General features: G+C 43.8%; 15 protein-coding genes. 4 read left to right on the plus strand and 11 right to left on the minus strand.

Annotated features, from left to right (window positions below; genetic code table 11):
* The first annotated feature begins 167 nt into the window (after positions 1–167).
* From QUB26_RS05200 to QUB26_RS05210, 3 genes are all read left to right on the plus strand, one after another.
* Positions 168–1,193, plus strand: coding sequence for an SGNH/GDSL hydrolase family protein (locus QUB26_RS05200; protein ID WP_333237295.1), 1,026 nt, complete (start codon positions 168–170; stop codon positions 1,191–1,193).
* Between the two features lie 72 nt (positions 1,194–1,265).
* A complete protein-coding gene (locus tag QUB26_RS05205; protein WP_333237293.1) occupies positions 1,266–3,497 on the plus strand; it encodes a hypothetical protein in 2,232 nt (743 codons plus the stop codon).
* Positions 3,498–3,509: 12 nt separating this feature from the next.
* Positions 3,510–5,342, plus strand: coding sequence for a DUF6798 domain-containing protein (locus QUB26_RS05210; RefSeq protein ID WP_333237291.1), 1,833 nt, complete (start codon positions 3,510–3,512; stop codon positions 5,340–5,342).
* A gap of 279 nt (positions 5,343–5,621) precedes the next feature.
* Here QUB26_RS05210 and QUB26_RS05215 read toward each other — a convergent pair whose 3' ends face one another.
* From QUB26_RS05215 to rfbC, 4 genes are all read right to left on the minus strand, one after another.
* On the minus strand, positions 5,622–6,596 hold the full coding sequence (locus QUB26_RS05215; RefSeq protein ID WP_333237289.1) for a glycosyltransferase family 2 protein: 975 nt from the start codon (positions 6,594–6,596) through the stop codon (positions 5,622–5,624).
* A 94-nt stretch (positions 6,597–6,690) separates the two neighbouring features.
* On the minus strand, positions 6,691–8,472 hold the full coding sequence (locus tag QUB26_RS05220; RefSeq protein WP_333317021.1) for a hypothetical protein: 1,782 nt from the start codon (positions 8,470–8,472) through the stop codon (positions 6,691–6,693).
* 153 nt (positions 8,473–8,625) lie between these two features.
* Positions 8,626–9,498 carry a dTDP-4-dehydrorhamnose reductase gene (gene rfbD, locus QUB26_RS05225; RefSeq protein ID WP_333317024.1) on the minus strand — a complete coding sequence of 291 codons (873 nt, stop codon included), beginning with the start codon at positions 9,496–9,498 and terminating at the stop codon, positions 8,626–8,628.
* A 2-nt stretch (positions 9,499–9,500) separates the two neighbouring features.
* The gene (gene rfbC / locus QUB26_RS05230) at positions 9,501–10,046 is read right to left on the minus strand and encodes a dTDP-4-dehydrorhamnose 3,5-epimerase (protein WP_333317027.1); all 546 of its coding nucleotides are present in this window, start codon (positions 10,044–10,046) and stop codon (positions 9,501–9,503) included.
* Between the two features lie 49 nt (positions 10,047–10,095).
* On the opposite strand from rfbC, the gene QUB26_RS05235 reads away from it, so the two are divergent.
* The gene (locus tag QUB26_RS05235; protein WP_333237285.1) at positions 10,096–10,785 is read left to right on the plus strand and encodes a methyltransferase domain-containing protein; all 690 of its coding nucleotides are present in this window, start codon (positions 10,096–10,098) and stop codon (positions 10,783–10,785) included.
* Between the two features lie 85 nt (positions 10,786–10,870).
* Here QUB26_RS05235 and QUB26_RS05240 read toward each other — a convergent pair whose 3' ends face one another.
* The 7 genes from QUB26_RS05240 to QUB26_RS05270 all read right to left on the minus strand — a co-directional run bounded on the left by QUB26_RS05240 (position 10,871) and on the right by QUB26_RS05270 (position 25,071).
* Positions 10,871–11,935 (minus strand): NAD-dependent epimerase/dehydratase family protein, encoded by a 1,065-nt coding sequence (locus QUB26_RS05240; RefSeq protein ID WP_333317029.1) that lies wholly within the window; start codon positions 11,933–11,935, stop codon positions 10,871–10,873.
* Positions 11,928–12,689 carry a glycosyltransferase family 2 protein gene (locus QUB26_RS05245; RefSeq protein WP_333317031.1) on the minus strand — a complete coding sequence of 254 codons (762 nt, stop codon included), beginning with the start codon at positions 12,687–12,689 and terminating at the stop codon, positions 11,928–11,930. The genes QUB26_RS05240 and QUB26_RS05245 overlap by 8 nt, the downstream gene beginning before the upstream one ends.
* A gap of 3 nt (positions 12,690–12,692) precedes the next feature.
* Entirely contained in the window at positions 12,693–14,408 is a 1,716-nt protein-coding gene (locus QUB26_RS05250; protein WP_333317033.1) for a hypothetical protein, read from the minus strand.
* A 278-nt stretch (positions 14,409–14,686) separates the two neighbouring features.
* A complete protein-coding gene (locus QUB26_RS05255) occupies positions 14,687–16,687 on the minus strand; it encodes a chromosome partitioning protein ParA (protein ID WP_333317035.1) in 2,001 nt (666 codons plus the stop codon).
* Between the two features lie 58 nt (positions 16,688–16,745).
* Positions 16,746–19,754, minus strand: a complete 3,009-nt coding sequence (locus QUB26_RS05260; RefSeq protein ID WP_333237279.1) for a peptidase domain-containing ABC transporter — start codon at positions 19,752–19,754, stop codon at positions 16,746–16,748.
* A 120-nt stretch (positions 19,755–19,874) separates the two neighbouring features.
* Positions 19,875–20,624, minus strand: coding sequence for a peptidylprolyl isomerase (locus QUB26_RS05265; protein WP_333158023.1), 750 nt, complete (start codon positions 20,622–20,624; stop codon positions 19,875–19,877).
* 280 nt (positions 20,625–20,904) lie between these two features.
* Positions 20,905–25,071: a glycosyltransferase gene (locus tag QUB26_RS05270; RefSeq protein WP_333237277.1), complete on the minus strand. Its 4,167-nt coding sequence runs from the start codon at positions 25,069–25,071 to the stop codon at positions 20,905–20,907.
* Between the last annotated feature and the right edge of the window lie 251 nt (positions 25,072–25,322).

A 25,322-nucleotide genomic window follows, 5' to 3' on the forward strand; every position in this document is an offset into this window, starting at 1 on the left:
CTTAACAGGCAAGATGCCTGTTCCACAATCAAGTTTATTTTTTGTGGAACGGGCTTCTAGCCCATTGCTGATATTGGTGCGCTCAATCTAATTAAATTAGATCCATGAACTAGATAATACTGGCATGGCAGTTTATTATACTTTTGCTGACGTTTCATATTATGTTAATGAGCGAAAAAGTTTTTACTAAAAATGTTGCTTTCAGATTAATAACATATCTAATTTTTCCAATATTTCTATCTACCACCACGGCTGAAATTGTCTTGCGAGTTGCGGGATACAAACCCTGGCAAATAGAAAATGTTGATGTTGCCGTCGAACCAAAAGGTAACTTTTTTACCAAAGACTCGGAACTCGGCTACAAACATTTGCCGGGTAAATTCAAGGTGACACTTAACGGCAATTACTCATTTAATGCCACTCATCTCAATAATAGTTTAAGAATCACACATCCCCTCAATACTTACAATAAATCCTCAAAAAAGCCTGAAATTTGGATAGTTGGATGTTCTTTTACCTACGGTTGGTCATTGAATGACAGCGAAACTTATGCTTGGTTGCTGCAAGAGAAATTACCCAAGTATGAAATAGTAAATTTTGGCGTTAACGGCTACGGCACGCTGCACTCATTGATTCAATTCAAAGAAGCAATCAAACAAGGAAATAAACCGAAAATTGCGGTAATTGCTTATGCGGGATTTCACGACCGCCGCAATACTCTGTTAAGGGCGAGAAGAAAGCAAATGGCTGCTTGGAATAAACTGGGTATTTTATTCCAGCCGGATGCTAGGTTGAATGGAGAAAATAATTTTACCTACAAAATGGCAAAACTTGAATATCACGAGTTCCCGCTGATGCGGGTTTCTGCATTAAGCCATTTTTTGGAGGTTAATTACAATCAATTTGAAGAGGGATTGTATAGAAGCCATGAGGTTTCTAAGGCAATTATTCAAGAGTTTAACCGGGTGGCCGAGGCGAATGGTGTTAAGTTAGTTGTGGCGGGAATTAATGCCGGTTCTGCTAAGATGTTGGAGGAGTTAAGTCAGCAGGGAATTGCTACGGCGGATATTTCGGTTGATTTGAAAATACCTGCCAATAATAATTTACCTCATGACCTTCATCCAAGTGCGATCGCCAATCGGCAATATGCAGAAAAGTTGGAAGGTTTTTTGCAAGGCACTGTTTTAAGGTAAGTTAACGAAGCGCGAAGGCGCGAAGCAAGATATAAAGATGAAGTTGAGGAGTTACTTAGGGTTGCTAGACGGATGGGATTATTTGATGTTGTTTCTTTTAAATCGCGTCGTAAATTTATAATTGATGGGTTTCTCCTGTTTTTACTTGTTCTCGTAACAGTTGCAGTAACATCAATCTATGTATCCAGCGAACATACTTTTTATTGGTGGGATTACGCGGGATACAATACCGCTACAGTCAACACGGCAAATTTATTTCGAGACTCGCCCGATAAAGCATGGCGCGGAGTTATAGAATCGCTATCTAAGGAAAAAAATCTATTAATATCTCTGCCGTTAGTGCCGTTTATTCTGTTATTTGGCGAGTCTCGGCTGAGTTACATTCTAAGTGTATCCCTGATTTATGTGCTGCCGTTTCGCCTGTTGTTGGGGGCAATTTCTGCAAAGCTAATTCCAGTTTATCCCCGCCGGGTGTTTTGGTCAACTGTGCTGCTGAGTTTATTAATTCCGATGAGTTGGATACCGACTCTGCGGGGATATCTGGATACTGGCGGCTGTGTGTTTGTAGCCTTGGCAATTTTGGTTTATTTGCAGGATGTTAAGCTGAAATCTTGGTGGAAAATCCCGTTAATTGGGTTTTTTCTGGCGGCGGCTATTCTGTTGCGGCGCCATTTTGCTTATAGTGCGATCGCATTTTTTGGTGCCGCGACTTTACAGGCTTTCATCGAGTTTATTATACAGTATAGCAATCCCAAGGCAGTTATCAACATGGTTCAGGCTTTTAGCCGGGACGGGCTAGAAGCCCATCCCACAAGTCATTTAGGATTGCTATCTCAAAGTATTCAAAACAAAGGTTGGAAAAATTTGTTTGAATCCGGCATCAAATTGGGTTTGATAGCTGTAACTAGCTTGACTATTTTAATGTTGGTAGCGGGAGATTTTACTCGCAGTGCTCTGACGGTTGACTACCGCAATTTGTATGTCGCTTGGAGTTTGCCTGTAAATGATATTTTAACTCGTTATGCGGATTTTTACGGTTGGGGAACTTGGCTGCTGGTACTGATTGGTTTTTCGGCGGGAATTCTCACCCGAATCCTGGTTCCGGCGGCGGCTATTTTTGTTTCGTTGTTTGGGGTTTTGTCGCTGATTGAATGGCTGTTAGTGCTGCGTTACGGCTACTTGCACTATACAATTCATATTACACCGATCGCACTTTTGGGACTATCCACATTTTTCTGGACAACTTGGCTAACACTCAAGGGAAAAGTCCGATATTTCATGCTGGGCGCGGCGGGTTTGTACCTCGTTGTAAATGCCGCCGTCGGGTTAATTCCTCTCAAAATTGATTTGCCAAGACTGTTTGTGGGTAATTTTCCGCCGTTAGTGCGATCGGACTACGACGAAGTTGTAAAATTAGTAGAGTTTCTGCGAAAATTAGCACCCAACGAAGAACCAATTTATATTGCCGGTGCTTCTAACAGTTTTAATGCTAATATCCTCAGACAAGCTAACCGAAAATTAAACCCGCCGGAGGGTTGGTGGAGATTAAATACAATCGGGAGGCCGCAAATTGACTCGCGCGATACTTACCCGCTACCGGAGTTGTTGCAGTCACAATATGCGGTGGTTGCCACACCTTTTCAGCAGGTGTTATCGACTGACGAACAAGTTTTGCGATCGCACGAACAAGATGTTGTTAAAGTTGTGTACGATGCCTTTACTCAAAACTGGGAAATTGCCCGCGATTTCCAATTGCTACCGGAACAGTTTAAGCTGGAAAACGGCGTGACTGTCAGCGTTTACCGGAGGATGCGGCCGACTGATACAGCAACGGCAGTTAGGACTCTGGAGGCGATGCAGCGGCAAATAGGCGATCGACCAGGCACGCAGTTAGATTGGATTAGTTTGCATCAATCAATCTACACAAGTGCCAATTATTCAGTGAGTAAAGAATCGGATAACCGATATAAAATTGTAACTCATCCAATTAAAAACAGCAAGAGACTCGATACATCTTTCCTGTATTTAGGTTCCATTTCAGACAAAGTAAAAGTTACCGGCAAACTCAATTTACCTAACAAACAATGTCCGGGAGTTGCCCTGCGCTTGACTTTGTGGGACAAGCAAGGTAAATTAGTAGACTCAGCAGAGATGGCTTATCGTCAAAAAAGTGATCTCGCCTTAAATCTATTAGTTGAAGGCAAAAATCCCATTTATCTGCTGCTTGAGGTATTGAGTAGCAGCCAACAGGATTTAACAAACCAATGCCAACTGGAGATTAACAATTTGGCTGTCAGTAGTTAAGTTGAACCGTCAATGCAAAAACATCAAAAATCCCACTGGTATTTTAATCTATCTCTCTATACTTTTGTCATCATCGGCTCCCTGATGGCTACTGGCTATATTTTCCCCATTGGAGGCAATTTCCCGGAAGTGCCACCAATTCAATTTATGTTAAATCCTGAACTCTACAAAAATGACTATTACGTTCAGGAAATGGTGAAATTTAATCCGAGATATTACTATTATTATATTATCTATTTGCTCGCCAACTTAGGAACAAGCATTCCCCTAGCGCACTTTATTTATCAATTCCTCGCCTTCGGTTCATTTGTCCTAGCTTGCTACGCAATTCTCAATATCTATACTAATTCCAAACTGCCAGCAGCAGCGATGGCTTTTTTATGTATAGCCGCTTCATTTACCGATGTTGGTAACACGCTGATATTTTCCACTAAATCAGTACCCAGTATCTTCGCAATGGGTTTCGCAATCTGGGGAATTTACTTTAGTTTGCGCCAGAAATGGCTGACTGGATATTTCTTTTTTGGACTAGCTTGTCTGCTGCAATTCTTAGTGGGTTTGTTGCCGGGATTGATGATGGTTCCCGTTTTATTTATTGAATCTGTAAGACAGCGGAATTTCAAAACATTGATTTTGGCGATCGCACTTTTAGCAGCAATGGCAAGTATCGTTTACGTACCGATGTTATTAACAGGTACTACCAGCACTCAAACTATCGACAACGCCGATTTTGTCTACATTCACGCAAAAGTCCGCAACCCCCACCACATCCTCCCGTCAAATTGGTATTTGGGGAATTGGTTCAACTTTATATGTTTCATAATTGGTGGCTTACTGTGCATCAAAAATTCCGATTTATTGCCAAAAGAAGACAAGGTTAATTTTTCGGTAATTGTTGGCACATCAATTTTTGGACTATTTCTAAATTTCGTATTTGTCGAAGTTTATCCTGTGGCTTTTATCGCCAAACTACAGTTAGCTAGAACTGTACCTTTTGCTCAATTAATTATATTTATTGCTGTTGCTTTGACTGTCGAGCAACTTTACAGGGAAAAACAAATACCTATTAGCTTGTTGCTGTTAGCTGTACTAACTTTGCCTTTTAGGGGCATCCTTTTCCTAGGATTATCAGTTTGGCAGACAAAAAATTACTTATTTCCCAAACGATATAATATATTGTTGTGGATTTTAGCAGCAGGAACGGTAATTTTCAGCTTGATATATCCGGTGACTGATTCATGGGAAATAATGGGCGATCGAATAATTAGCATCCCAGTTTTTTTCTCAATCCTCGCCTTCCCATTCATTTTAGAAAAAACATCCCTAGCTACATCTATCAAACAAACTCTAACTCACACCTTAGCCTTAATAACTACTGCCACCTTAGTTTGTGGAATAGCAGGAATTATGCCCAAACCTATATTAAATGTATTTCAAACAAGAGTTAATATCAATGCCGTTCCCAGAGACGACTTAAGCAAATTAGCTGTGCGATTTTCGCAAAGTAGCAGCCGCGATTCACTCGTATTAATTCCACCTTCAGTTACCAGCTTCCAGTTTTTCTCCGAAAGGGCGATTGTCGTCAACTTCAAAAACTTCCCCTTTACCGAAAAAGGCATCAAAGAATGGCAAAATCGCATGGAAGCTGTTTTAGGAGTCCCCTTAAACCCGCAAATGATTTGGGGAGGAAATGACTTTTTCATCCGCCGCAGTAGTGCGGATTTAGTCAAAGTAGCCAGAAACTATCAGGCAGATTATATCCTGACTCGCAGCGATTGGCATCCAAATATTGACGGAGATATAGTAGAGCAAGAAGGCAAATGGATACTGTTTAAAATTAGATAATAGGTAATTGGTAAAACTTGTTAAATCCCAATATGACCGAAAGCATCCAGGATACAAGCCCCCGGATTCATCCGTGGAGAAATAAAAAACGTGTATCCGATGAAACTTGCCCCCCACATTTATCCGTGGGGTCAAGGCTTCAATCTAAAATCTAAAATCTAAAATCTAAAATCGATTGACTTTTATCTTAGTCGGCCGACGCAGACTTTGCTTGTGTAGAAGAAATTTCAACATCCGATTTATCTGCGTTAATCAGCGTTAATCCGCCTTAATCTGCGGTTAAATATCAAAACCCGAATCATCAATAATTTCGCTAATTTGCTTATCCACATAATCAGCATCCACATTCCGCGCCATCAACTCAGCTAAAATCCCCAAAGAAATCAACTGCACCGACAGAATTGTACACAAAATCCCAAAAAATAACAAAGGTCGATTCCCGATCGGCCCAAAATTCATCCCCGCCAAATTCAGAAACCAAATAACTATTAAATAACTCAGCGAAACAGTTCCAACGAAGCCAAAACACAATCCCAAACCGCCAAACAAATGACCCGGTTTGTGTAAATACTGCGTCGTGGCTAACACCGTCAACAAATCAATAAAACCCCGCGCATAACGTTCCCAGCCGTAATTCGATTTTCCGTGCTTTCGCGGATGATGTTCCACGACTACTTCGCCAATTTTAAACCCTAAATTGTTTGCTAAAGCTGGAATGTAGCGGTGCAATTCCCCGTACAATTTAATCGACTGCAAAACTTCCCTGCGGTAAGCTTTAAAACCGCAATTCATATCGTGCATTTTCACGCCAGTCAGCAAACACGCAACGGCATTAAACAGCTTGGAAGGTAAAGTTTTAGAAAGCGGGTCGTTCCGCTGTTTTCGCCAACCGGAAACTAAATCAAATCCCGATTCTAAATGATGTAAAAACTTGGGAATTTCAGCGGGGTCATCCTGAAGGTCAGCATCGAGAGTAAAGATAATTATCCCTGCTGCATTGCGAAATCCTGCTGAAAGTGCGGCGGATTTGCCAAAGTTGCGGCGCATTTTAATCGCTTTAATTAGTTTGGGATGTTGGCTGGCTAAATCTGTGATTTCTTGCCAGGAATAATCGCGGCTACCGTCATCTATGAAAATGACTTCGTAACTGTCAATTTCTGTTTGCAACATGACAATTTTGATTTTGTCAAACAGCAATTTTAGGGTGGCTTCTTCGTTGTGAACTGGGATTACGAAGCTGAGTTGTTTTGGCATAGAGATATTTTATTTCATTTTTGTTGTTAATGAGATTTTTTTTTATTAACCGCAGAGGGCGCAGAGGGCGCAGAGGAGGAGAAAGAGAGGTTTTTTAGTTTTTATTGATAACTTGGGAGTTTCGTAAGGCTACCCAACCTTTGCGGTTTTTAAAGGAGGCATAGGCTGTCAATAGTTTATCTGTTGGTGATGTTTGAATGTATCCTCTCCAAGCTGCGAATTCGTAGGAAGGGCCAAATAATTTAACTAAATCTGGGCGCGGAAATCCTGACATGGCAAAACCTCTAACGATATTTTCTTGGTTGAGAATGGCAATACATTTTACATTGTTTTCGGGGTCTCCTACCCAGCCAATTACTCTGGCTGCTGTTGGTGCCAGTCTGGTGGCTGTATCAAAGTATCCGGGTACTCCGTCTTTGGGCGCTGACAGTAAATTTGCGTCGATTTTTGTGTCTAATGCTGCACAGAAATTGTGTTTTTTGATGTCTCGGTTAAATGGCACTAAGTTGTTAGTTTTTAAAGCGTCGATTAAGCCGACAAAAGCGGCGGGTTTGTTGCCTACGCGGTCTTTAATTAGGGTTACGTCGGTGATGCCTAGTTGCAGTGATAATGCTACTAACGGTTGATAGGTTGCTCTGTGGGCGATCGCCATTGCAGTTTCGCCTCCCACCCCGTACATTAAAATAATCGCGACTGTGGTGACTGCAAACAGCGGTGTCAGCCAACGCCCTTGAATTCTCGGTGTTGGCTGCAACTCGCGCACCCACAATGCTGTCAGCACAATTGTGCTCATCCAAAACAAAGCTGGAAGTGTGGCGTAGCGGGAAGCGGTGGCCTGTTCGACGCCAAATCCCGATCGACTAACCGCGGCCATTAACGCCGTTTGCAGCGTGTAAAGTTGGATTGATAGCCAAGGCAGCCAATCCGGGCAATCTACCTTTTTTACAAATAGCCAATAAGCCAAAAAACCCGTCGCTGCAATCAAACCAATTATACCAATAATTGAAGCAACAATAATATTTTCGCTAAAAATTCCGCCGAGATAAATGGGAATATATTCGAGAGTTTTGAGCGGGTTAATTTTAGTTAAAGAAGGGTGATGAGATGGAGTTTTATAAGTTAAAAAATAAATGCCAATCACTGCAATCGAAGCAATGAAATACAAATAAGTTATTCGCCGAGGAAACCGCAGCACAACAGCAGCAGCACACAATATCGGCCACAAACCTAAAGGAGTGCTGTAACTAATACAGCCTAAAACGCCAAAAATAATGCTGCCAATTACCCACTTATTTTGTAAATGCGGGGGCGGGCACGGGGGCACCGCCCCTACAAACTCGTTACCAGGCTCTGCCTCCCTTTTCTTTAATAAATCTGTCGCATAGGATTGCAAACAAAATATCGAACAAATCACAAATAAATTAGCAATTATCCAGTGAACGCCACTGAATCCCCGCATCCAATTGTGAGCCGCCGCCGGAGTAAAATTAAAAATAGAAATGCAAAGGAGTAGCGAGATAAATTGCAGCGGAAAACGCCTCAATTTTAATGGCAGCAGAGCAATTAATACGTGGCACTGAATCCAAGCCAAGAACCAGGCAACTAAACATAAACCAATATTTGAACCTTGCGTTACAGCTATATTCAAGCCATAAATAATTGCCGGAATTAAGACAAAATGCTCGTTCGCCCGAAATATCCAATTAAAAGGATTTGTAGAGAAACCGTCTACTGAATAAAAATTCCACGTCATCCACCAATAATCAAAATTAGACAAGTCTCCCGCTTGGGATATCAAGTACAAAATATATGAAGCTGGTATTAGAATGCCGAGAACTGATGCGGCAATTAAAATATATTGTTGCTTGACTTTCATGGATTGGGAGAGGGCGATATTTTTAATCGATTTGGGCTAAGTTGTACGCGCTGGGATTAAAGAAACCGGGTTTTTTACTTGATTGAGGGTGAGAACCAAGTATTTTGGTTAAAAAACCCGGTTTCTGGCTACTTTACAGATGTACTCGAATTTTTATTTCACTTCTCTTGCCAGCATTTGTCTGAGCCCTTGCCGCCAGTGGGGAGGATACGTACCCAGAAGTGCTGATATTTTTACCGTAGATAGGACAGAAAAAGCGGGGCGTTTTGCCGGTGTCGGATATTCGGCGGTGGTGATGGGAATTACGCGCTGAACTTTTAGGGGAAAGCCGAGTTGTGCTGCTTCCTCAAAAATGGCGATCGCAAAATCGTACCAACTACAAACACCGCTATTAGTGTACTGGTAAGTCCCAAAAGTTTCTGGCCCAAGGAGAGGAATAATTTGTGAAGTCGCCGCACCTAAATCCCGAGTCCAAGTAGGACTTCCGATCTGATCTGCTACTACTCGAATTTCTTCCCTTTCCTTTCCCAACCTCAGCATGGTTTTGACAAAATTACCTTTGCCACCGTTGCCGTAAACCCACGCGGTTCTAATAATAATATGTCGGTTTCCCGATTTGAGAATTGCTGCCTCGCCTGCTAATTTCGACTTGCCGTAAGTTCCCAGTGGATTCGTAGAATCTGTTTCCAGATAAGCAGAACCGTGGCTGCCGTCAAATACATAATCAGTAGAAAAGTGAATCAAACTTGCTCCCTGTTTTTCGCATTCTTCGGCAAAAATTCCTGGGGCAATAGCGTTGACTGCATATGCTAATTCTGGTTCACTTTCGGCTTTGTCTACCGCAGTGTAAGCACCCGAATTGATGACTAAATCCGGTTTAATTTCAGCCATTGCTTGACGGATGCTTTCGGGTTGGGATAAGTCGAGGCGAGTGCGATCGATCACAATTACCTCTCCCGAAGATAATAAAATCGGCTGCAATTCTTGAGCTAGCTGTCCGCTGCCGCCTGCGAGTAAAATTTTCATGATCAAAACACTTGAGCTGTTTTCAATGTTTGTCCAGCTTGGTCTTTAGCTGATAAGATTGGTTTGGCACCATCTAGCGGCCAGTCGATCGCCAAATCGGGGTCATTCCACAGGATACACCGCTCGTGTGCCGGTGCGTAATAATCTGTAGTTTTGTACAAAACTTCAGCCGTCTCGGAAACCACTAAAAAACCGTGTGCAAATCCCGCCGGCACCCAAAATTGCCGTTTATTTTCCGCACTCAGCAAACACCCCACCCACTTTCCAAAATTCGGCGAACTTTGTCTAATATCCACCGCTACATCAAATATTTCGCCAGCAACTACCCGCAGCAATTTGCCTTGAGGCTGCTGCAGTTGGTAGTGCAAACCGCGCAACACATTTTTAGAGGATTTGGAATGATTGTCTTGAACAAATTCGGCTGTCACGCCTGTTTTTTCGACAAAAGCTCGGTGATTGAAACTCTCAAAAAAGAAACCGCGATCGTCTCCGAAAATTTTCGGCTCAACGATCAGAACTTCCGGTATTTCGGTAGATATAACATTCATAGTTAGCTGTGAAAGTGATAAACTCATACTCAGTCTAGGCTATTTTACTATGAAAACTGACACATATCTCAAAAAGTTGTATGCCAACCGCTTTGATTCGCGACAAATGCAAGCGAAGGTGGCACTCTGGAAAGTTTTAATTGACGACTTCTTACAAAATTATGTTCCTCCCGAATCAGCGGTTTTAGATATAGGCGGCGGTTACTGCGAGTTTATAAATCAAATTCGGGCTAAAAAAAAATATTTAATTGATCTTAATCCCGATTCAAAGTTATTTGCTAATGCTGATGTAAATGTGCTTAATATTGATGTGTTGAATTTAGAAAATTACACATCTTTTACCGAACAGTTCGATAGTATTTTTATCTCAAATTTTTTTGAACACCTCCGCAACAAAGAGGAACTTGTAGAAATTATCTCTTTTTGCTTCGAGGCCCTCAAGCCTAGCGGTTCTCTGTTGGTAATTCAGCCTAATTTTAAATATTCCTACAAGGAATACTACGATTTTATCGACCATCAATTACCGATAACCCACTTATCGCTACAAGAGCTTTTACAAACTGTCGGGTTTGAAATCGACTTAATTATACCGAGATTTTTACCCTTTTCGACGAAAGGCAGACCGGCCTCGCCCTTGCTGTTAAAAATTTACTTAAAATTGCCTTTGTTGTGGCGTTTTTTGGGAGGGCAAATGTTTGTTAAAGCATCGAAACAAAACAATAGAGGCAGAGCCTCATGACAGGCAATCCTAGTCATATGCAGGCAGAGAGATTCATCTGCGTTTAGCCGCGTTTATCCCCCTGTACCTGCCATTAAAAAAATCCCTACAAAATCGAACTTAACACCACCTCATTAGCAGCAATCCAATCATAAATATCCTGCAAAGCCGCTTCCGGCCCAATAACAGGCTGCCATCCTGTTTTCTCCATCACCCTAGAAGAATCCGTAATAAAAATCGGAATATCCCCCGCGCGTTCCTCCAAAACAGGATTAATTGAAATCGATTTACCCGTAATCTTTTGGCACAAATCAGTTGTCTCAACCAAAGAAAGACTGTTGCTAAAACCACCGCCTACATTAAAAACTTCGCCGTCAAATTTAGCAAAATTTTCTAACTGATAATTAACTAACCTCAACAAATCTTCAACGTGCAGCAAATCCCTAACTTGCTTCCCGCTGCCGCCAAAACCGATATAACTCAGCGACTTTTGAAAATAGTGAGCCGCCACCCACAAACCGCAAACTCCCTGATCTACTTTACCCATTTGCCAAGCACCCGTAATTAACCCGCAGCGGTTAATAATTGCGGGTACATTGTATGCTTCCCTGTATTCCTCAATCAGCAATTCCGAAGCTAATTTAGTGGCTCCGTAAAGCGAACGGTGTCCTTTTAATGGGAAGTCTTCTGATATGCCCAACTCAGATATACCGGGTAAAGTTTGCTCAGGGGCGATCGCAAATCTATTCGGCAACTCTAACAGCTTAACAGACTTGACACTGGCGATCGGATAAACCCGACTCGTAGACAAAAACAGCAAACTCGCACCAGTCTGTCTCGCCAACTCCAAAACATTCACAGTGCCCAGTAAATTCGTCTGCAAAACGTACTGAGGCGAACTAAAACCAGCCAGCACAGAAGGCTCGGCAGCACAATCTATAATGCAGTCAGCATTGAGTGCAACTGGATCTAAATCTGCCGCTGTGCGAATATCCCCGTAAACAAACTGAATCCCCCAACTTTTAAGCCGAGGCAGATTCAATTCTGAGCCCCGGCGACGCAGGTTATCTAAACAAATTATTTGCCATTCCGGGTGCAGTTTCTTCATGCCAATTGCCAAACAACTGCCGATAAAACCCGCACCACCAACAATTAAAATTTTATCAGGCATTCACTTTTAATTTTGCTATCTTTTTAGTCCGGTGGTAGTCGCCGCGAGACAGATGTTTTTCGAGCCAGACATACAAGACAATAAACAAATATCGACTGCCCATCTCTTTTATTTTAAGCTTAGAAATACCCGCAGTCCGATTGTACCACCTCAGAGGAATCACCGTATAGGAAAAACCCCGGACAATTGCTTTTAAAGGCAGTTCCACTGTCAAATTAAAATGATGACTCAAAATCGGTTGTACGCCTTCAATTACTTCTCTGCGGTAAATTTTAAAAGCATTGGTGACATCGCTGTACCGCAAGCCGAAAATACTTTTGACAAACCAGTTTGCTAAGCGGTTTATTGCTAACTTGTGAATTGGATAATCAACTATAAAGCCACCTTTGATAAAGCGGGAACCGAAAACGCAATCATATCCTTCTTGCAACTTGCGGTATCCTGCTACCAAATCCATCGGATCGTCGGAAGCATCCGCCATCACAATTGCCGCAGCATCTCCGTCAAATTCCGCCAATCCCCGTCGCACAGCAAATCCGAAACCGTTGGGAGGTTGATTGTTGATGTATCTAACTGTGGGAAAAGTCTCTGACAACTCCTGGCAAATATCAATAGTTCGATCGACACTGTTGTCATTCACAATCAAAATTTCGTGCGGAATGCCTTCTAAATCAAGCGTCTGGGCGATCGCCCGCACAGTACCGTACAAACAGCCCTCCTCATTGTGGGCTGGTATAATCACAGAAATTTTCACTCCTCATCCTCCGCGCAACTGGACAAACTGGTTGTCAACAGGATTATACACCCAAGCTTTAATTTCTGTTTGGGCGATCGGCAAATTATTATCCGACAAATCAACAGCCCACCTGGCATTATTGTATAACTCAGATTTTAAACTCTCAGCAATGTCGGGACTGTCCAAATTTACATAAGCGTTAGCAAAAAAAGATTGTTTATCGCCGACAGATAGCAGTACAATATTTGGTTGTTGCAATTTTTCTGGCCAAACTGCCCAACCAGCAGCCTTGACAGCATCATTTTGCTTAACAGTCAAGGATTTATCGCTAGTTTGAGGTTTGTCTAAATAACCGTAAACTTTCTCGGTATTAGAAATAAACTCTACATTTTTCGCGAACTTGATCCAACCTATTTTGTCGATAATTGCAGCGCCTTCTCTCACCAGCCAAGTTTTTTTGCTCAGCACCCTCAAACAGCTTTCCGGCGAATTATTGAAAAACTCCGAGGGTTCCAGATAGTTAATTAACTGCAAACAATCTTGAGCGCCTTGTTTGTAAAGAAGTGCCGATCGAGATTGGGCGATCGCCTGTTGAGAGTTAACAATAATTGTGGCAATTAACAGCCCTGCCACTACCCGATAAATAAATTTATAATTACGCTTTAACCTTGCTTTTGTTTCTTGATAATTACCTAGAACAAACAATTGCCCTAGCTGAACCACAGCAATTAATAGCAAAATCGAATTAGTCGTATATCTAGACGATTCTAGCGCCTGAATTGCCCCAAATTCTGCCCTCCCCGCCGTAATAAACAGAGCCGATAAAACCGAAAAACCACCTATTGACAGCCAAGGTAAAGCCTCACGATGCTCGGTAATCTTTCTCCCAAAGTGGAACACAAAAAATAAGAAACTTGCAAATATGGCTAATCCAACTAATGCTGAAATTCCAGGCGATCGCACAATTGGCGAACCCAGCAAACTTAAAAAGTAATCAATAACTACAAGCGGCTTATTCAACAATGAAATAATACTTGCTTTGCGACTAGGATGATAATTTATTGAATAAACAGCACAAGTTGTCGCAAACAGCAGCATCCAGACAATAAGTCTTTTTCTTTTCTGCGCCGCATTTCCTTCTACAGCCGCCACAGCGGGAATTGCAGCCAACCAAGACAGCAAGCCTTGCGCGAGGGAAAAACTCGCAACAAAGCATAATACAGCAGCAATAAAGATTCTAATATTAGGCAATAATTTGTGATTTGAAACCAGCGCATAAACCGCAGCGACAAAACAAAAATTTACGAAAAACCACGCTAATTGAAATCCCCAAAGCCAGTTTTCGTGCTGAACTAGAGAGCAAAGCAAAATACAAGTTAAAATATTAGCTAAATGCCACAAATCATCCGCGACATTCTTAACTTGCATCGAGGATAACTTGTACATAGCGATAAAAGTTATCGCAGCCAAACCTATGCTGAGACACAACTGATAATTAATATTCCATCGGGAAGCAAAAGCCAGCACCGCAATAATTATTTTAGGGAAAAGTATGCGGTGGTTGCTGTGCAAAGCCCAAAAATCGTTAAAAGTTACATTTCCCGCAGCTATTTTTTCAAAAAGGCTAGCTAACCTCCACTCGTCATCAACGGGAACGTTAACGCTAAAATTCGCTACAAATCCGATTAATAAGAGGACAGGAATCAGATATAGAGTAAATAATATGATTTTTTTCATTAATATCCAATCCGGTAGCATCGGAATTGTAAAATCTAGTCATATCATGTCCGATCGATTAACCATAATATCCCGGTCGGGGCGGGTTTTTGATATTGTCAATTATTCGCAAGTATTGTTGGTGAACCCGCCCCTACATAAATCGCGATCGCTCGAACGGACATGATATCATCAGCTTTTCGACTGAAAATCAACAGTAAACCGTCAACGGTCAACAGTCAACAGTAAACCGTCAACAGTAAACCGTCAACGGTCAACAGTCAACCGTCAACTGTTCGCTACTTAATAGTCTTGAACGTATCCATTTTCCCAGTAAATCGGTTAATAAACATCTGCAAAACAGTCCGCTTGCCGATATTGATATTAGAACTCACTGCCATTCCAGACTGCAAACCAACCTCCACTTCATTTGCCTTGCCCTTGTTCAAAACAAACTTCTGATTTTTGAGCTTAATTTTGGTTTTGAAAGCATAGTATTTCCGCAGTTCAGTAGGAGGCTCAGCATCGCTGCTAATCTCTATCACTTCACCCTGAGCAGTACCAAACTCCATCGCCGGGAAAGCTTCTACATTCACTTCCACAGGCACGCATTGGTATTTCGTCAAACCCAGTTTCTCTCTGTTAATTTCCTTCTCTGGACAAACGCAAATTTTACCTATTTCGCAGTCAATCTTTTCTCCGTCTAATTGCTTGCCGTGATACGGCTCCAATTTTGCCCGCTTCTGTCTCAAAGCATCCAATACCAGAGCCACATTGCTGTTTTCCAGGTAAACAACTGCTTCCAAACCGTTGTCGTCATCCAAAACTTTAAGCAGCTTTTCAGTTTGCTGTGCTTCGTAATAAGCTTCTTCGCAGCGTGCTGGGCGCGGTTCGCCCGGTTTCACCACCGAATTAATAATGGATTGGCATATCGGATCTTTCGCCATATCCAACTTAGCTTTCTCCTTCGTAGAAGGCTTCAAATCGAAGATAACACCGGATACCGGAGCTTTCAGAACTTGAGTGTCGCGGTTTTGTTGAGCCTTTTCTAGCTGAGCGTTCACCTCGGACAACTTTTTCAGGTTTTCCACTTTGAAGCGGCTTAGCTGAGAATCGCTGCTGGCAATTTGTTTCTCGTTTTCAGCAATTTTGGTATAAAGTTCTCTCGCCCAGGCATCCTTGGTATTTTTTAACTGTTCTTGAGCGCGGGCGATGGACTCCTGAATGCGCGCTTGCTCTCCTTGCTGGCGCTGTATGTCAGCACTAATTTTTTGGATGTCGCCTTGACGCGCGTTAATTTCGCCTCGGCGCGTATTGATTTCACCGAGGCGCGTGTTAATTTCGCCCCTGCGAGAGTTGATTTCACCTTCGCGCTGCTTGATTTGATCTTGCTGTTTGAGAACGTCGCTTTGGCCTCTAAAAACATCTTGTTCTTGACGTTCTTTTTGCAGTTCAGCGATGGCTCCTTCCTCCACCAGGGGGGCGAGTCTGCCTAGAATGTTTTGATTCGACTTCAATACTTGTTGCGATTTCGCTAACTGTTCTTGGGCCAAATCTCTCTGAGCCAGGGCGGATTTTACTTGCTCTTGCGAAGAAGCTAACTGCTGCTGGGCATAATTTAATTGGTTCTGGGCAAAACCCAATTGTTGCTGTGCGACTATCATTTGATCGCCGGCAGCTTTCTCAGCATCCTGAGCTTGCTTCAGTTGTTTTTCCAACTCCTGAACTTGGCCTTGAGCGGCAGCGACGCGAGACAGAAATTCCGATCGATAATTAACATAAAGTCCTTGCTGAGCAGCATCAAAATTTCCGCTGGCTCCCCGATTGAGGTACAGTTCGTCAATCAAAGCTTGCAGCACTTGATTTTGTGCCGTAAGGCTCTGTCTGTCCCTGATTGTTGATTCTAGGTTAGAAGGAACAGGGCCTTGAATTTTGCCGTTGACAACATCTTCGTAAAATTTATTTTCCTTTTCCAGAGCTTCTTTAGTTTTCTGAACCGATGTTAAATCGGCACTGGGTGCAACGGGGTTGAAAGTGAGCAGAGGCTGGTTCTTTTCCACACGATCGCCATTTTCAACGTGAAGTCTCACCACAGCGCCCGTAGCAGGTGCTTGGATGTCTCTAGCACCATCTTTGAGCTCCAATTGGCCCACAGCGGGGACAGCTTGCTCTACGCTAGCAAAATAAGCCCAAACTACAGCAGAAGTGGTCATCAGCATGATCATCCACAAAAACAAGTGCGACCAAATCGCTGGTTTTTCGAGAATGACTGGTTGCTCAGAAAGTATTAACGATTTCATAGCCATTTGTTAGTTCTCAGTTGTTAAGGGTTAGCGATCAGTTGTGAGTTGTTAGAGATTAGGTATTCGATGACTCTTGTTGTTGGAAGAGGCAGTAGTAACGCCCTTTAAGAGCCATTAATTCTTTATGAGTTCCCCGCTCGACTACAGAACCTTGATCCATCATAATAATTACATCAGCGTTTTGGATGGTAGTCAGGCGGTGAGTAATGAAAAACACCGTGCGGCCGGCGAAAGCTTCTGCTAAGTTATTGCAAACTTGGCGTTCGGAATGGTAGTCGAGGGCGCTTGTAGCTTCGTCCAAAATCAGCAGTTTCGGGTTTTGCAAAATCGTCCGGGCGATCGCCAAACGCTGTCTTTGACCCCCAGAAAGCGACGAACCACGCTCTCCGACTATCGTATTGTAGCCAGCAGGCAAGCCCATAATAAAATCGTGAGCTACCGCTAATTTCGCAGCTCGCACAATCTCATCCGTACTCGCATCTGGATTACTCAGAGCAATATTTTCCTGTACCGAGCAGTTAAACAGCAAAGTATCTTGCAGCACCACCCCAAGTTGGCTGCGGAGCGAATATAATTCCACCTTGGCAATGTCATAGCCGTCAATAAAAATCCGGCCCGACAGCGGCGGATAAAGACGCTGCAACAGCTTCATCGCCGTACTTTTACCGGAACCGCTTCCCCCCACAATTCCCACAAAACTCCCAGGGGGAAATTCCAAATTAACATTAGCCAATTGCAGTGCCCCGCTCTCCAGGAATCGGAAGGAAACCTCCTCATAGGTAACCTGCCCTTGAATTGCCGGCAGCGGGATATTGCTGCGATCTTCATCGCTGGTTTCCGTCGGCGTATCGACCACATCCTTGAGCATATCGATCGACATCGAGACTTCTTGGAAACTCTGCCAGACGCTCACAAAACGCAGCAGCGAACCAGTCACGTTCCCGGAAATAATTCGGAAAGCAATCAACTGACCCAAAGTAATCTCATTTCCCAGTACCAAATAAGCTCCCACCCACAACTGAGCTAAGTTACCCACCTGGTTTAAAAAGGCGCTAATCGTACCGGCCGTAGTCCCCGTGATAATTGTTTTAAAACTGGCTGTAATGTATTTTGCGTAGCGGCTCGACCACTCCCAGCGGGATTTCAATTCAATATTTTGAGCCTTAACAGTTTGAATCCCGCTGACTACTTCCACTAAATAAGATTGAGAGTCAGCAAAACGCATATTTCTCTGTTTGATCAGGCGCAGCACCAGCGGATTGATTAGAACAATCATCAGCCCTAGTACCGGTACCACTGCCAAAGATACAAACGTTAGCTGCACGCTGTAGGAGAGCATCACGGCGACGTAAACCACCGAAAATACCGCATCGAGAACCACTGTCAGAGCTGTACTCGTCATGAATTCCCGAATCTGGCCCATCATGCTGAATTTGTAAACCAGATCTCCGACGCGCCGATTGTCAAAGTAATTTTGGGGTAGCCGGAGCAAGTGGTCGATGACTTCTGCACTCAATTTGACATCGATGCGGTTTGAGGTATCTATAAACAAAAAGGTACGCAAACCGTTGAGCAGTCCTTCAAACAGGGCAACACCTAACAGAAATGCTCCCAAAATATCCAAGGTGTCAATGCTGCGCTGACCTAATACTTTATCAATAATTACTTGGCTGATTAATGGGTTGGCTAGACCAAATAACTGTACAAAAAACGAAGCGAGCAACACCTCAAAAAACACTGTCTTGTGTTCCATCAGCGCCGGCACAAACCACCAGAAGCTGAACTGCTCTTTTTGTTCGACTTGCGGAGCTTGCAGCAGCAGGACTTCTCCTGATTCTCCCCAGATTTCTTTAAACTGAGGTATCCGCTTCCGCATTAACCCTTTTTCGGGCGTGGCCATCACCAATTCTTGCTCGGTGATGCTGTAAATAATGGCAAAGCTGGTTTCCCATTTAATCATTACGGGAGCTTTGATGCGGTTGATGGCTTCTGCGGGCACTTGCGCCAATTGGGGCGTGAGGCCGATGCTTTGGGCGATCGCCCCGCAGGCTTGCATACTGATAGAACCGGCGGTTTTTAACTGATTTTCTAGAACTTTGCGGATGATATCTCGACGAAACTTGAGGCCGAAATACTTGCTCAACATCTGGAAGCAAGCAAGCGGGGCCTCAATCTGCCCTTTGGCGCGGAAAACTGGGTATCTCCCGGCATCCTTTGGTTGGTCGGTTTTGGGTTCTGGGGGACGATCGGGGGCGTCTATAACCGTGATCGAGGTTCCGTTGGGCGGATTCTGCCCAGAGCCTCCTGTCTCTGTCGTGCCATTTAATGAGTCTGTTTCGGGTTGGGGTTCGGGGGGTTCCCGGAAGCCGACCAAGCGGGCGCCGAGGCGGCCTTCTACTTTTAAGGATTTGGCTGCGTTTTCCACAGAGAAGCGGCTGCCGGTGGGAAAGTCGCCCAAGACGCCGCTGCTGACGAGCCAAATTCGATCGGCATCTAGCTCTTTGGCGATGTCTTGAGTTTTTTTGTTGCCGTTTGGTACGTTGACAACTGTCGCATCTTGCCAAGCTTGCAGGGTGAGTTCCTTGAGATTGGAAGTGCCGTCGGCTTGGCGCTGCAATTCCAGGCTCAACAGTTCAAATACTTCGCTCAAGGAACAGTGTTCGCGAAAGGCTTCTCCAAAGGTCGGCTGTTTTTCTAGTACGCTCAGGAAATCTTCAGCAGGTAGGACGATCGCGATCACATCTGTAGAAGCAATCGCCGTTTCGCAGGGAACTCCTCTGAGCAAGCCAGCCCAGCCCAGGATTTCCTTCGACTGCACCAAGCGTAAACTTACGTGGCGCTGCGAGCGCTGGTCAAAGCCCAGCAGCCGGGCCTGGCCTTGATAGATAATTGCCACCTGAGTCGGCATTTTTTCCCGTTCAAACAGGGGTTGCCCCGTCCGGTAGCCAAGGAGTTGGCATTTAGCCACCAAGGCTGTCAGAGCCGTCTCTGACATTCGGTCAAAGGGAGGTGTTTGAGCTAGGAAATCCTGAATTTGGGAGAGGGAAACAGCGGAAGAAGTCATCCAATTTTAGATTTTAGATTTTAGATTTTAGATTGAATCCAGGGGGTTTTTGTCAGGATGCTACGCTTTTTCAAGTCTCCACGGATAAATCCGGGGGCCCCTGACCAACTTGCTTGATTGTCATGAAATTGAAGACACGGAGGAGAGGGGCTGTAGCGGGCCTATTTGCGATATCTGTTCGGCGAGCCAGCTTTCAAATAGTTCGTTAATCAAGTGCAGCCGCATCGATTCATCGAGCTGGGCCGGCATGAACTTTTCTAGTCGAATAATTACCATCCATTCTGCCAGAGGACGCGGCGTCCAGAGTTGATTTGGCTGGCTGACAGACAAAAGTTTGCTGATTGCCGGGTGGGGCTGGCTGAGGGGTACTGGGCCCAACAAGCCGCCTGACTTGGACTCCGGCCCTTCGGAATAGTCGCGGGCCACTTCAGCAAAGGTTTGTTCCCCTTCGAGAATGCGAAAGTAAAGTTCGTTTGCCAGTGCTGGATTTTTGGTGCGTACCAGGGAATAGACTACGTGGTCTAGGCTGGCTTTGCGGGTTAAAAAATAATTATCTACTTTAGGTCTCCAAGTGGCTTGCTTAAATTTTTCGATCAGCAAGGGCCTAACGGCCATCTCTTGAAGTTCTTCTTCCGTCATATTTTGACCGCGCAGCCAAGCTTCTTTGGCTTCCGGGGCTGTCAGTTGGTGTTGTGCCAGAAAGTCAAGGACGGCGGATTTTCGTTCTTCGTCGCTGCAACTAAAGGATGCGATCGCTTGGTCTACTATTACACCCCGCAAGAATTGTGGCATCAACTGATACCGCTTCAGGAGCGATGGCATATCCTGAGCTTGCAGTAATTTATCGCCTATTTGAAAAAGTCCTGTCATTTTTTTTTCTCCAACTGACTTGCGCTTCCCCTTTTAATTTAGCTGTGGCAGGAAAAGAGCGACAACCACTAACCCCTCGATTCCCCGATGATAGCAGACCGTCAGTGGGCTAGCGCTATTGCTGTCTATTTCTTGACGCTCTGCCTAGCGAGGGGTTCCCCGCGAGTCTCATAATGGTAGCGGGATGCGAGAGTGGGAGAGTGGGAAAATCTTCCCTCAACATCTATCCGTTAAATCCCGTACACTGCTTAGTTGCTGAACTTCCTTCTTCCTTCTTCCTTCACTCTCGGAATAGTCTTTCAAAGAGTGCTTCGAGTTGGGTCGAGCAAGCGCGACTGTCGAGATATTTGGGGTTTGCCGCCATTTTTTGCTGGATTCGCTCGCGGTAGTGCCGGCGCAGTTCTGGGTTGGTTCCCAGTGCTGTGTTCAGCTCTAAATAAGAGTTCTCGCTGTCGGCTACCAGTTCCGGAATTAGCAGTTCTTCGAGGACTGCGGCTGATTGTCGCGATCGAGTTTTTTGCCCTTTTCTTACCACTACAGGCAACCCCACCAACAGGGGTTCTGCTAAGAAGCAGCCACTGCTGTATGGATAGGAGTCTAAATATATATCAGCCAATTCCAGACATTTTATGCAATCGGCGCGAGATGGCAGCGCCTTAATCACAACTAAGCGCTTTTTGTCAATCCCAAATTCGGCAAAGAGCGATCGAATTTGGTTGTAAAAAGGCACCGTCGGATAGTTTTCATTGCGGGAACTAAAGGGATACAAAACTAAAATAGAATTTGGTACCGCCGCAATAATTTTGGCCCAAGTTTCTCTCAATTCTGGGATAATTGTTAAAGCTGGAGCGCCGGACATGAACACTACAGATTCGTCTGTAGCTCCCCAACTCCTGCGAGTCGGTTCAACTGTGGCAGGTGCTGATCCTACAGTATAGCTTAAACAAACTCCCGACCCTTTTAAAGTAATTAATTTTTCGCGATACTCTGCTGCAGCACCTGCGGGCAATGTCAAATCTCCAGCAATGAAATAATCGATATTTCGGCTTCCGGTGGTTGCGGGGGTTGATGCACCAGTAGCTATTTGCACCCGCGCTAGTCGGTGCAGGCACAGCAGCGCGCTTGGTTGAGAAGTGTCGGTAGTATTGGTGCAGATTAGCAGAATATCTAAATCGTGCGATCGCATTTCTCGGACTTGATTGGGCAAAGCTTCTGACAGTTGCACCAGTTTGTCGGCGCAACTTTCGCAATATTTCCCCAGTCGCTCGTCTTGTACCTGGAAATAGTACACGATAATTTCAAATTTGCTTCTGTCTAAATATTCAAAACTCGAAATTGCTGCACGAGTCTCGGATTCCTCACTAATTTTATCCAGCAAAAAGCCAACTCTGATTTTAGTTCTTTCAGGTTCTCTCTGAGGAAAATTCCATTCTATTTGACTGCCGATATTTTTCAAATAAAATTCCAGAATATCAGCTCGCTGACTCAATATATTGAGCAGATTTACCTCGCTCAAATACAAAGCTTGGAATCTAACATTTTTCGCAATAAAATCCGCCAAATAACGCCAAACCTCTGAATCGGGGAAACTGGCGATATTAGCTGCGACGTACTTGATTAACTGCTGGAAATATTCTGAGTACATTTCAACTTCCGACTTGGGTTGAAACTGATATCTTGCACCCTTCTCAATTACTTGTTTAGGAACAGGCAAGATGCCTGTTCCACCAGCAAATTCATCTGTTGTGGAACCAACAGGCAAGATGCCTGTTCCACCAGCAAATTCATCTTGTGTGGAACCAATAGGCAAGATGCCTGTTCCACCAGCAAATTCATCTGTTGTGGAACCAACAGGCAAGATGCCTGTTCCACCAGAAAATTCATCTGTTGTGGAACCAACAGGCAAGATGCCTGTTCCACCAGAAAATTCATCTTGTGTGGAACGGGCATCTTGCCCGTTCTTGACAATGCCACCTCTCCTTTGAAAATAATTCGGTGACTGAAATAGGAATTTCAGAAAATCGTCAAAAAACCACTGGGGAATCGCTGCATTTTTATACTCAAGTGGCAACTGATAAGCGTCGCGGTACAGCATCGCTGCGAGGAGATATGGCATCTTCTCGGCAATTTCCCCTCCTGCAGCAAGTTTCGAGGATAACTGCTGGACAAAACTTTGTTCTGACTCAGTTAAAGTTTCATTTTTGAGGGCGCTATCTAGTAGCAATTTATGAGCTTTCCCCATGTCTTTCGAGTAAGCACTTTCTAATTTTTCCGCTGGCAAATTCAGCCAATATTCCGCTAGCTGTTGGCGGTATGGGCGCAGCGCGAGAAGAGGCTGTTTTGAGGGAAATTTATTGTATTGATCGAGCAGTGGTGATAATTCTGATAAACTCGGCTGGGTTCTCAATGCCAACTTATGGCGGATTGTCTGTTTGATTTGTTGATCCAGGAAACTGTAATCAGGACTATTTAGTAGTTTTTTGTAAAATCTGACTACATCTTTATGGTTTTCCCCAGCGGCGAAGTTTTTCCAAGTTTGTTGTTCGGGATGAATCCGCAGTGATGACAGTTTTTCATCGACAAATCCGATGTGATAGTTACCCATGATTCGCCACCACATATCTAAGTCTACATACTGAGATAATCCCGAATCAAATAATCCTATTTCTTCAAAGACTCGCGCGGCAATTAAGACGGTACTCGGTTCGCCAATTTTGTTTATCGGGTTGTTCAAGCATTTAGTATCTGCGAGTAATTCTTTTCCTGGCTGAATAGATTTTAAATTAGACCAACTTTTATGCAAATCTTTAATTGATTGGGAAGCTTTCCGCAAAATTGGGTTAGATTCATTGTCAGCTATGGTGATGCCACGCGGGGAGAAAACCATACCTATTTTGGGGTTTTCTTGGGCGAGTGCGACCATTTTTTCAATACATTCTGGTGCGAGCAAGTCGTCTTGAAAGAGAAATTTAATGTATTGACCTGTTGCTTGGGATATGCAAAAATTCCAGTTTGGTGATAAGCCGTAGTTGCGGTGCAGTATGATGCGGAAATCGACTGAGGTTTGTGATTGGAATGATTGGGCGATCGCAATTGTGCGGTCTGTGGAGCCGTCATCGGATATAATCAGTTCTATGTTAGGGTATGTTTGGGCCAAAGCACTTTTGATTGCTTCCCCAATAAATGCTTCTCCGTTGTATGTCGGAATGCAAATGCTAACCTTCGGCTGCTCGTTTGGCAGTTCTCCTTTTGCTTGACTTTGTTGCTGTGATGGCGGCAAGTTAGCCCTAATTTTGGCAGACTTCGCTTTGGCTGTTCCTGACAGAGGTATGCTTTGAAAGTTATCGGTAATCTCGGCAATATATTCGAGACGTTTTCTAATTTTATTCCCTGTAACTTGCGGGTTGAGTAAAGTCTTAATTTCCTCAGCGGCTATCGCTCCAATTTGTTGAGCTTCCCGGTGATTGTTGAAGACGTACCGCATTAAATCCGCAGCGTGTTCGACATCCGCTTGGGCCCAAACATTGCCTTTTTTGTAAGGCCCGCAATCTTGCTCAATTGGGATTAACTTATACTTGACTAAATAGCTATTTCCGACATTCATAAATTCTGTATTTGATGAATAGCCGGTGGCAATTACGGGTTTTCCGTAAAACATGGCTTCAGCCATTGTTAAGCCGAAGCCTTCGCAGCGGTGCAGCGATACGTAACAGTCGCAATTATAGAGCAAGCCGTTAAGTTTATTTTTGGACAAATACCCGTCTAGATGTTTGATATTTGAATTATTTGCTAGGGCTGAGTTTAAGGATGCTTGCGCCGCTGAAAATTTGTGGGAATTAGAAGATTTGATGACCAATAATACGCTGTTATCTTCCCCAAAAGCTTGCTTAAATGCTTGAACTGTCGCTAAACTATTTTTGCGCTCGATGCGGCTGGAAAAGTCGAAGACAAACAAGAAAATAAATTTATCTTTAGGTAAATTCAGTGCTTCTCTGTTCAGGGAAGGTGCGGGGAGAGCAATACTGGGCATGATTTTGATAACGGGAATTGGCGAGACTGCTGAAATTGCCTCGGCGCAATAGTTGCTGTAAGTCCATATTTCGTGAAAGTTATTAAATGCTGGCTGCCATTCTGGGGGAAATTCGGGAAGTTCCCAGGCCCAAAATCCGATATTGTATTTGTTTTCAAAATAGCTGGAACCTCTATCTTTGATAAAGGTTGCAACTTCATCGGCGTTGACTTGAATTAAGTTTACGGGATGGGGATTGTCTTGGCTAAAGTTTTGATAGGTGGTGTCTTGTTTGCGGTGGGGACTGCGGGTAAAATTGTTGATAATGAAGGGAATGTTGGCTGCTTCTGCGGCTCTGATGTTGGCTCGGACACCTTCTCCTATGCCAAATTCGCCGCTGATGTAGCCGGCGATGTTCATTCCTAGATTAGGGTTCATAGTTTCTAATGTATTTAGCAAATTGTTGGGTTAATTTTTTTTGGAAAAAAGCCGAATTAATTGAGTTTTTCTATCGCGCTGAATGAGGGTAGGGGTTGAGAATAAATTATAATTTTGCTCAATTTTTGCTAAGATATAGGAATGCTTGTATGATGGGTGAATAAGATTAAATGAACCGCAGAGGGCGCAGAGAACGCAGAGGAAGAGAAGAGAGGGAATAGAAAGGGTTGGCAACAGAAAATAGGGTGCTT

It is taken from the genome of Microcoleus sp. B4-C1, assembly GCF_036705285.1.
Taxonomy (GTDB): domain Bacteria; phylum Cyanobacteriota; class Cyanobacteriia; order Cyanobacteriales; family Microcoleaceae; genus Microcoleus.

Excerpts from the sequence above, each read along its gene's own strand:
- QUB26_RS05200 (WP_333237295.1), top strand. The coding sequence starts at position 168 with ATGAGCGAAAAAGTTTTTACTAAAAATGTTGCTTTCAGATTAATAACA.
- QUB26_RS05205 (WP_333237293.1), top strand. The coding sequence starts at position 1,266 with ATGGGATTATTTGATGTTGTTTCTTTTAAATCGCGTCGTAAATTTATA.
- QUB26_RS05210 (WP_333237291.1), top strand. The coding sequence starts at position 3,510 with ATGCAAAAACATCAAAAATCCCACTGGTATTTTAATCTATCTCTCTAT.
- QUB26_RS05215 (WP_333237289.1), bottom strand. The coding sequence starts at position 6,596 with ATGCCAAAACAACTCAGCTTCGTAATCCCAGTTCACAACGAAGAAGCC.
- QUB26_RS05220 (WP_333317021.1), bottom strand. The coding sequence starts at position 8,472 with ATGAAAGTCAAGCAACAATATATTTTAATTGCCGCATCAGTTCTCGGC.
- rfbD (WP_333317024.1), bottom strand. The coding sequence starts at position 9,498 with ATGAAAATTTTACTCGCAGGCGGCAGCGGACAGCTAGCTCAAGAATTG.
- rfbC (WP_333317027.1), bottom strand. The coding sequence starts at position 10,046 with ATGAATGTTATATCTACCGAAATACCGGAAGTTCTGATCGTTGAGCCG.
- QUB26_RS05235 (WP_333237285.1), top strand. The coding sequence starts at position 10,096 with ATGAAAACTGACACATATCTCAAAAAGTTGTATGCCAACCGCTTTGAT.
- QUB26_RS05240 (WP_333317029.1), bottom strand. The coding sequence starts at position 11,935 with ATGCCTGATAAAATTTTAATTGTTGGTGGTGCGGGTTTTATCGGCAGT.
- QUB26_RS05250 (WP_333317033.1), bottom strand. The coding sequence starts at position 14,408 with ATGAAAAAAATCATATTATTTACTCTATATCTGATTCCTGTCCTCTTA.
- QUB26_RS05255 (WP_333317035.1), bottom strand. The coding sequence starts at position 16,687 with ATGAAATCGTTAATACTTTCTGAGCAACCAGTCATTCTCGAAAAACCA.
- QUB26_RS05260 (WP_333237279.1), bottom strand. The coding sequence starts at position 19,754 with ATGACTTCTTCCGCTGTTTCCCTCTCCCAAATTCAGGATTTCCTAGCT.
- QUB26_RS05265 (WP_333158023.1), bottom strand. The coding sequence starts at position 20,624 with ATGACAGGACTTTTTCAAATAGGCGATAAATTACTGCAAGCTCAGGAT.
- QUB26_RS05270 (WP_333237277.1), bottom strand. The coding sequence starts at position 25,071 with ATGAACCCTAATCTAGGAATGAACATCGCCGGCTACATCAGCGGCGAA.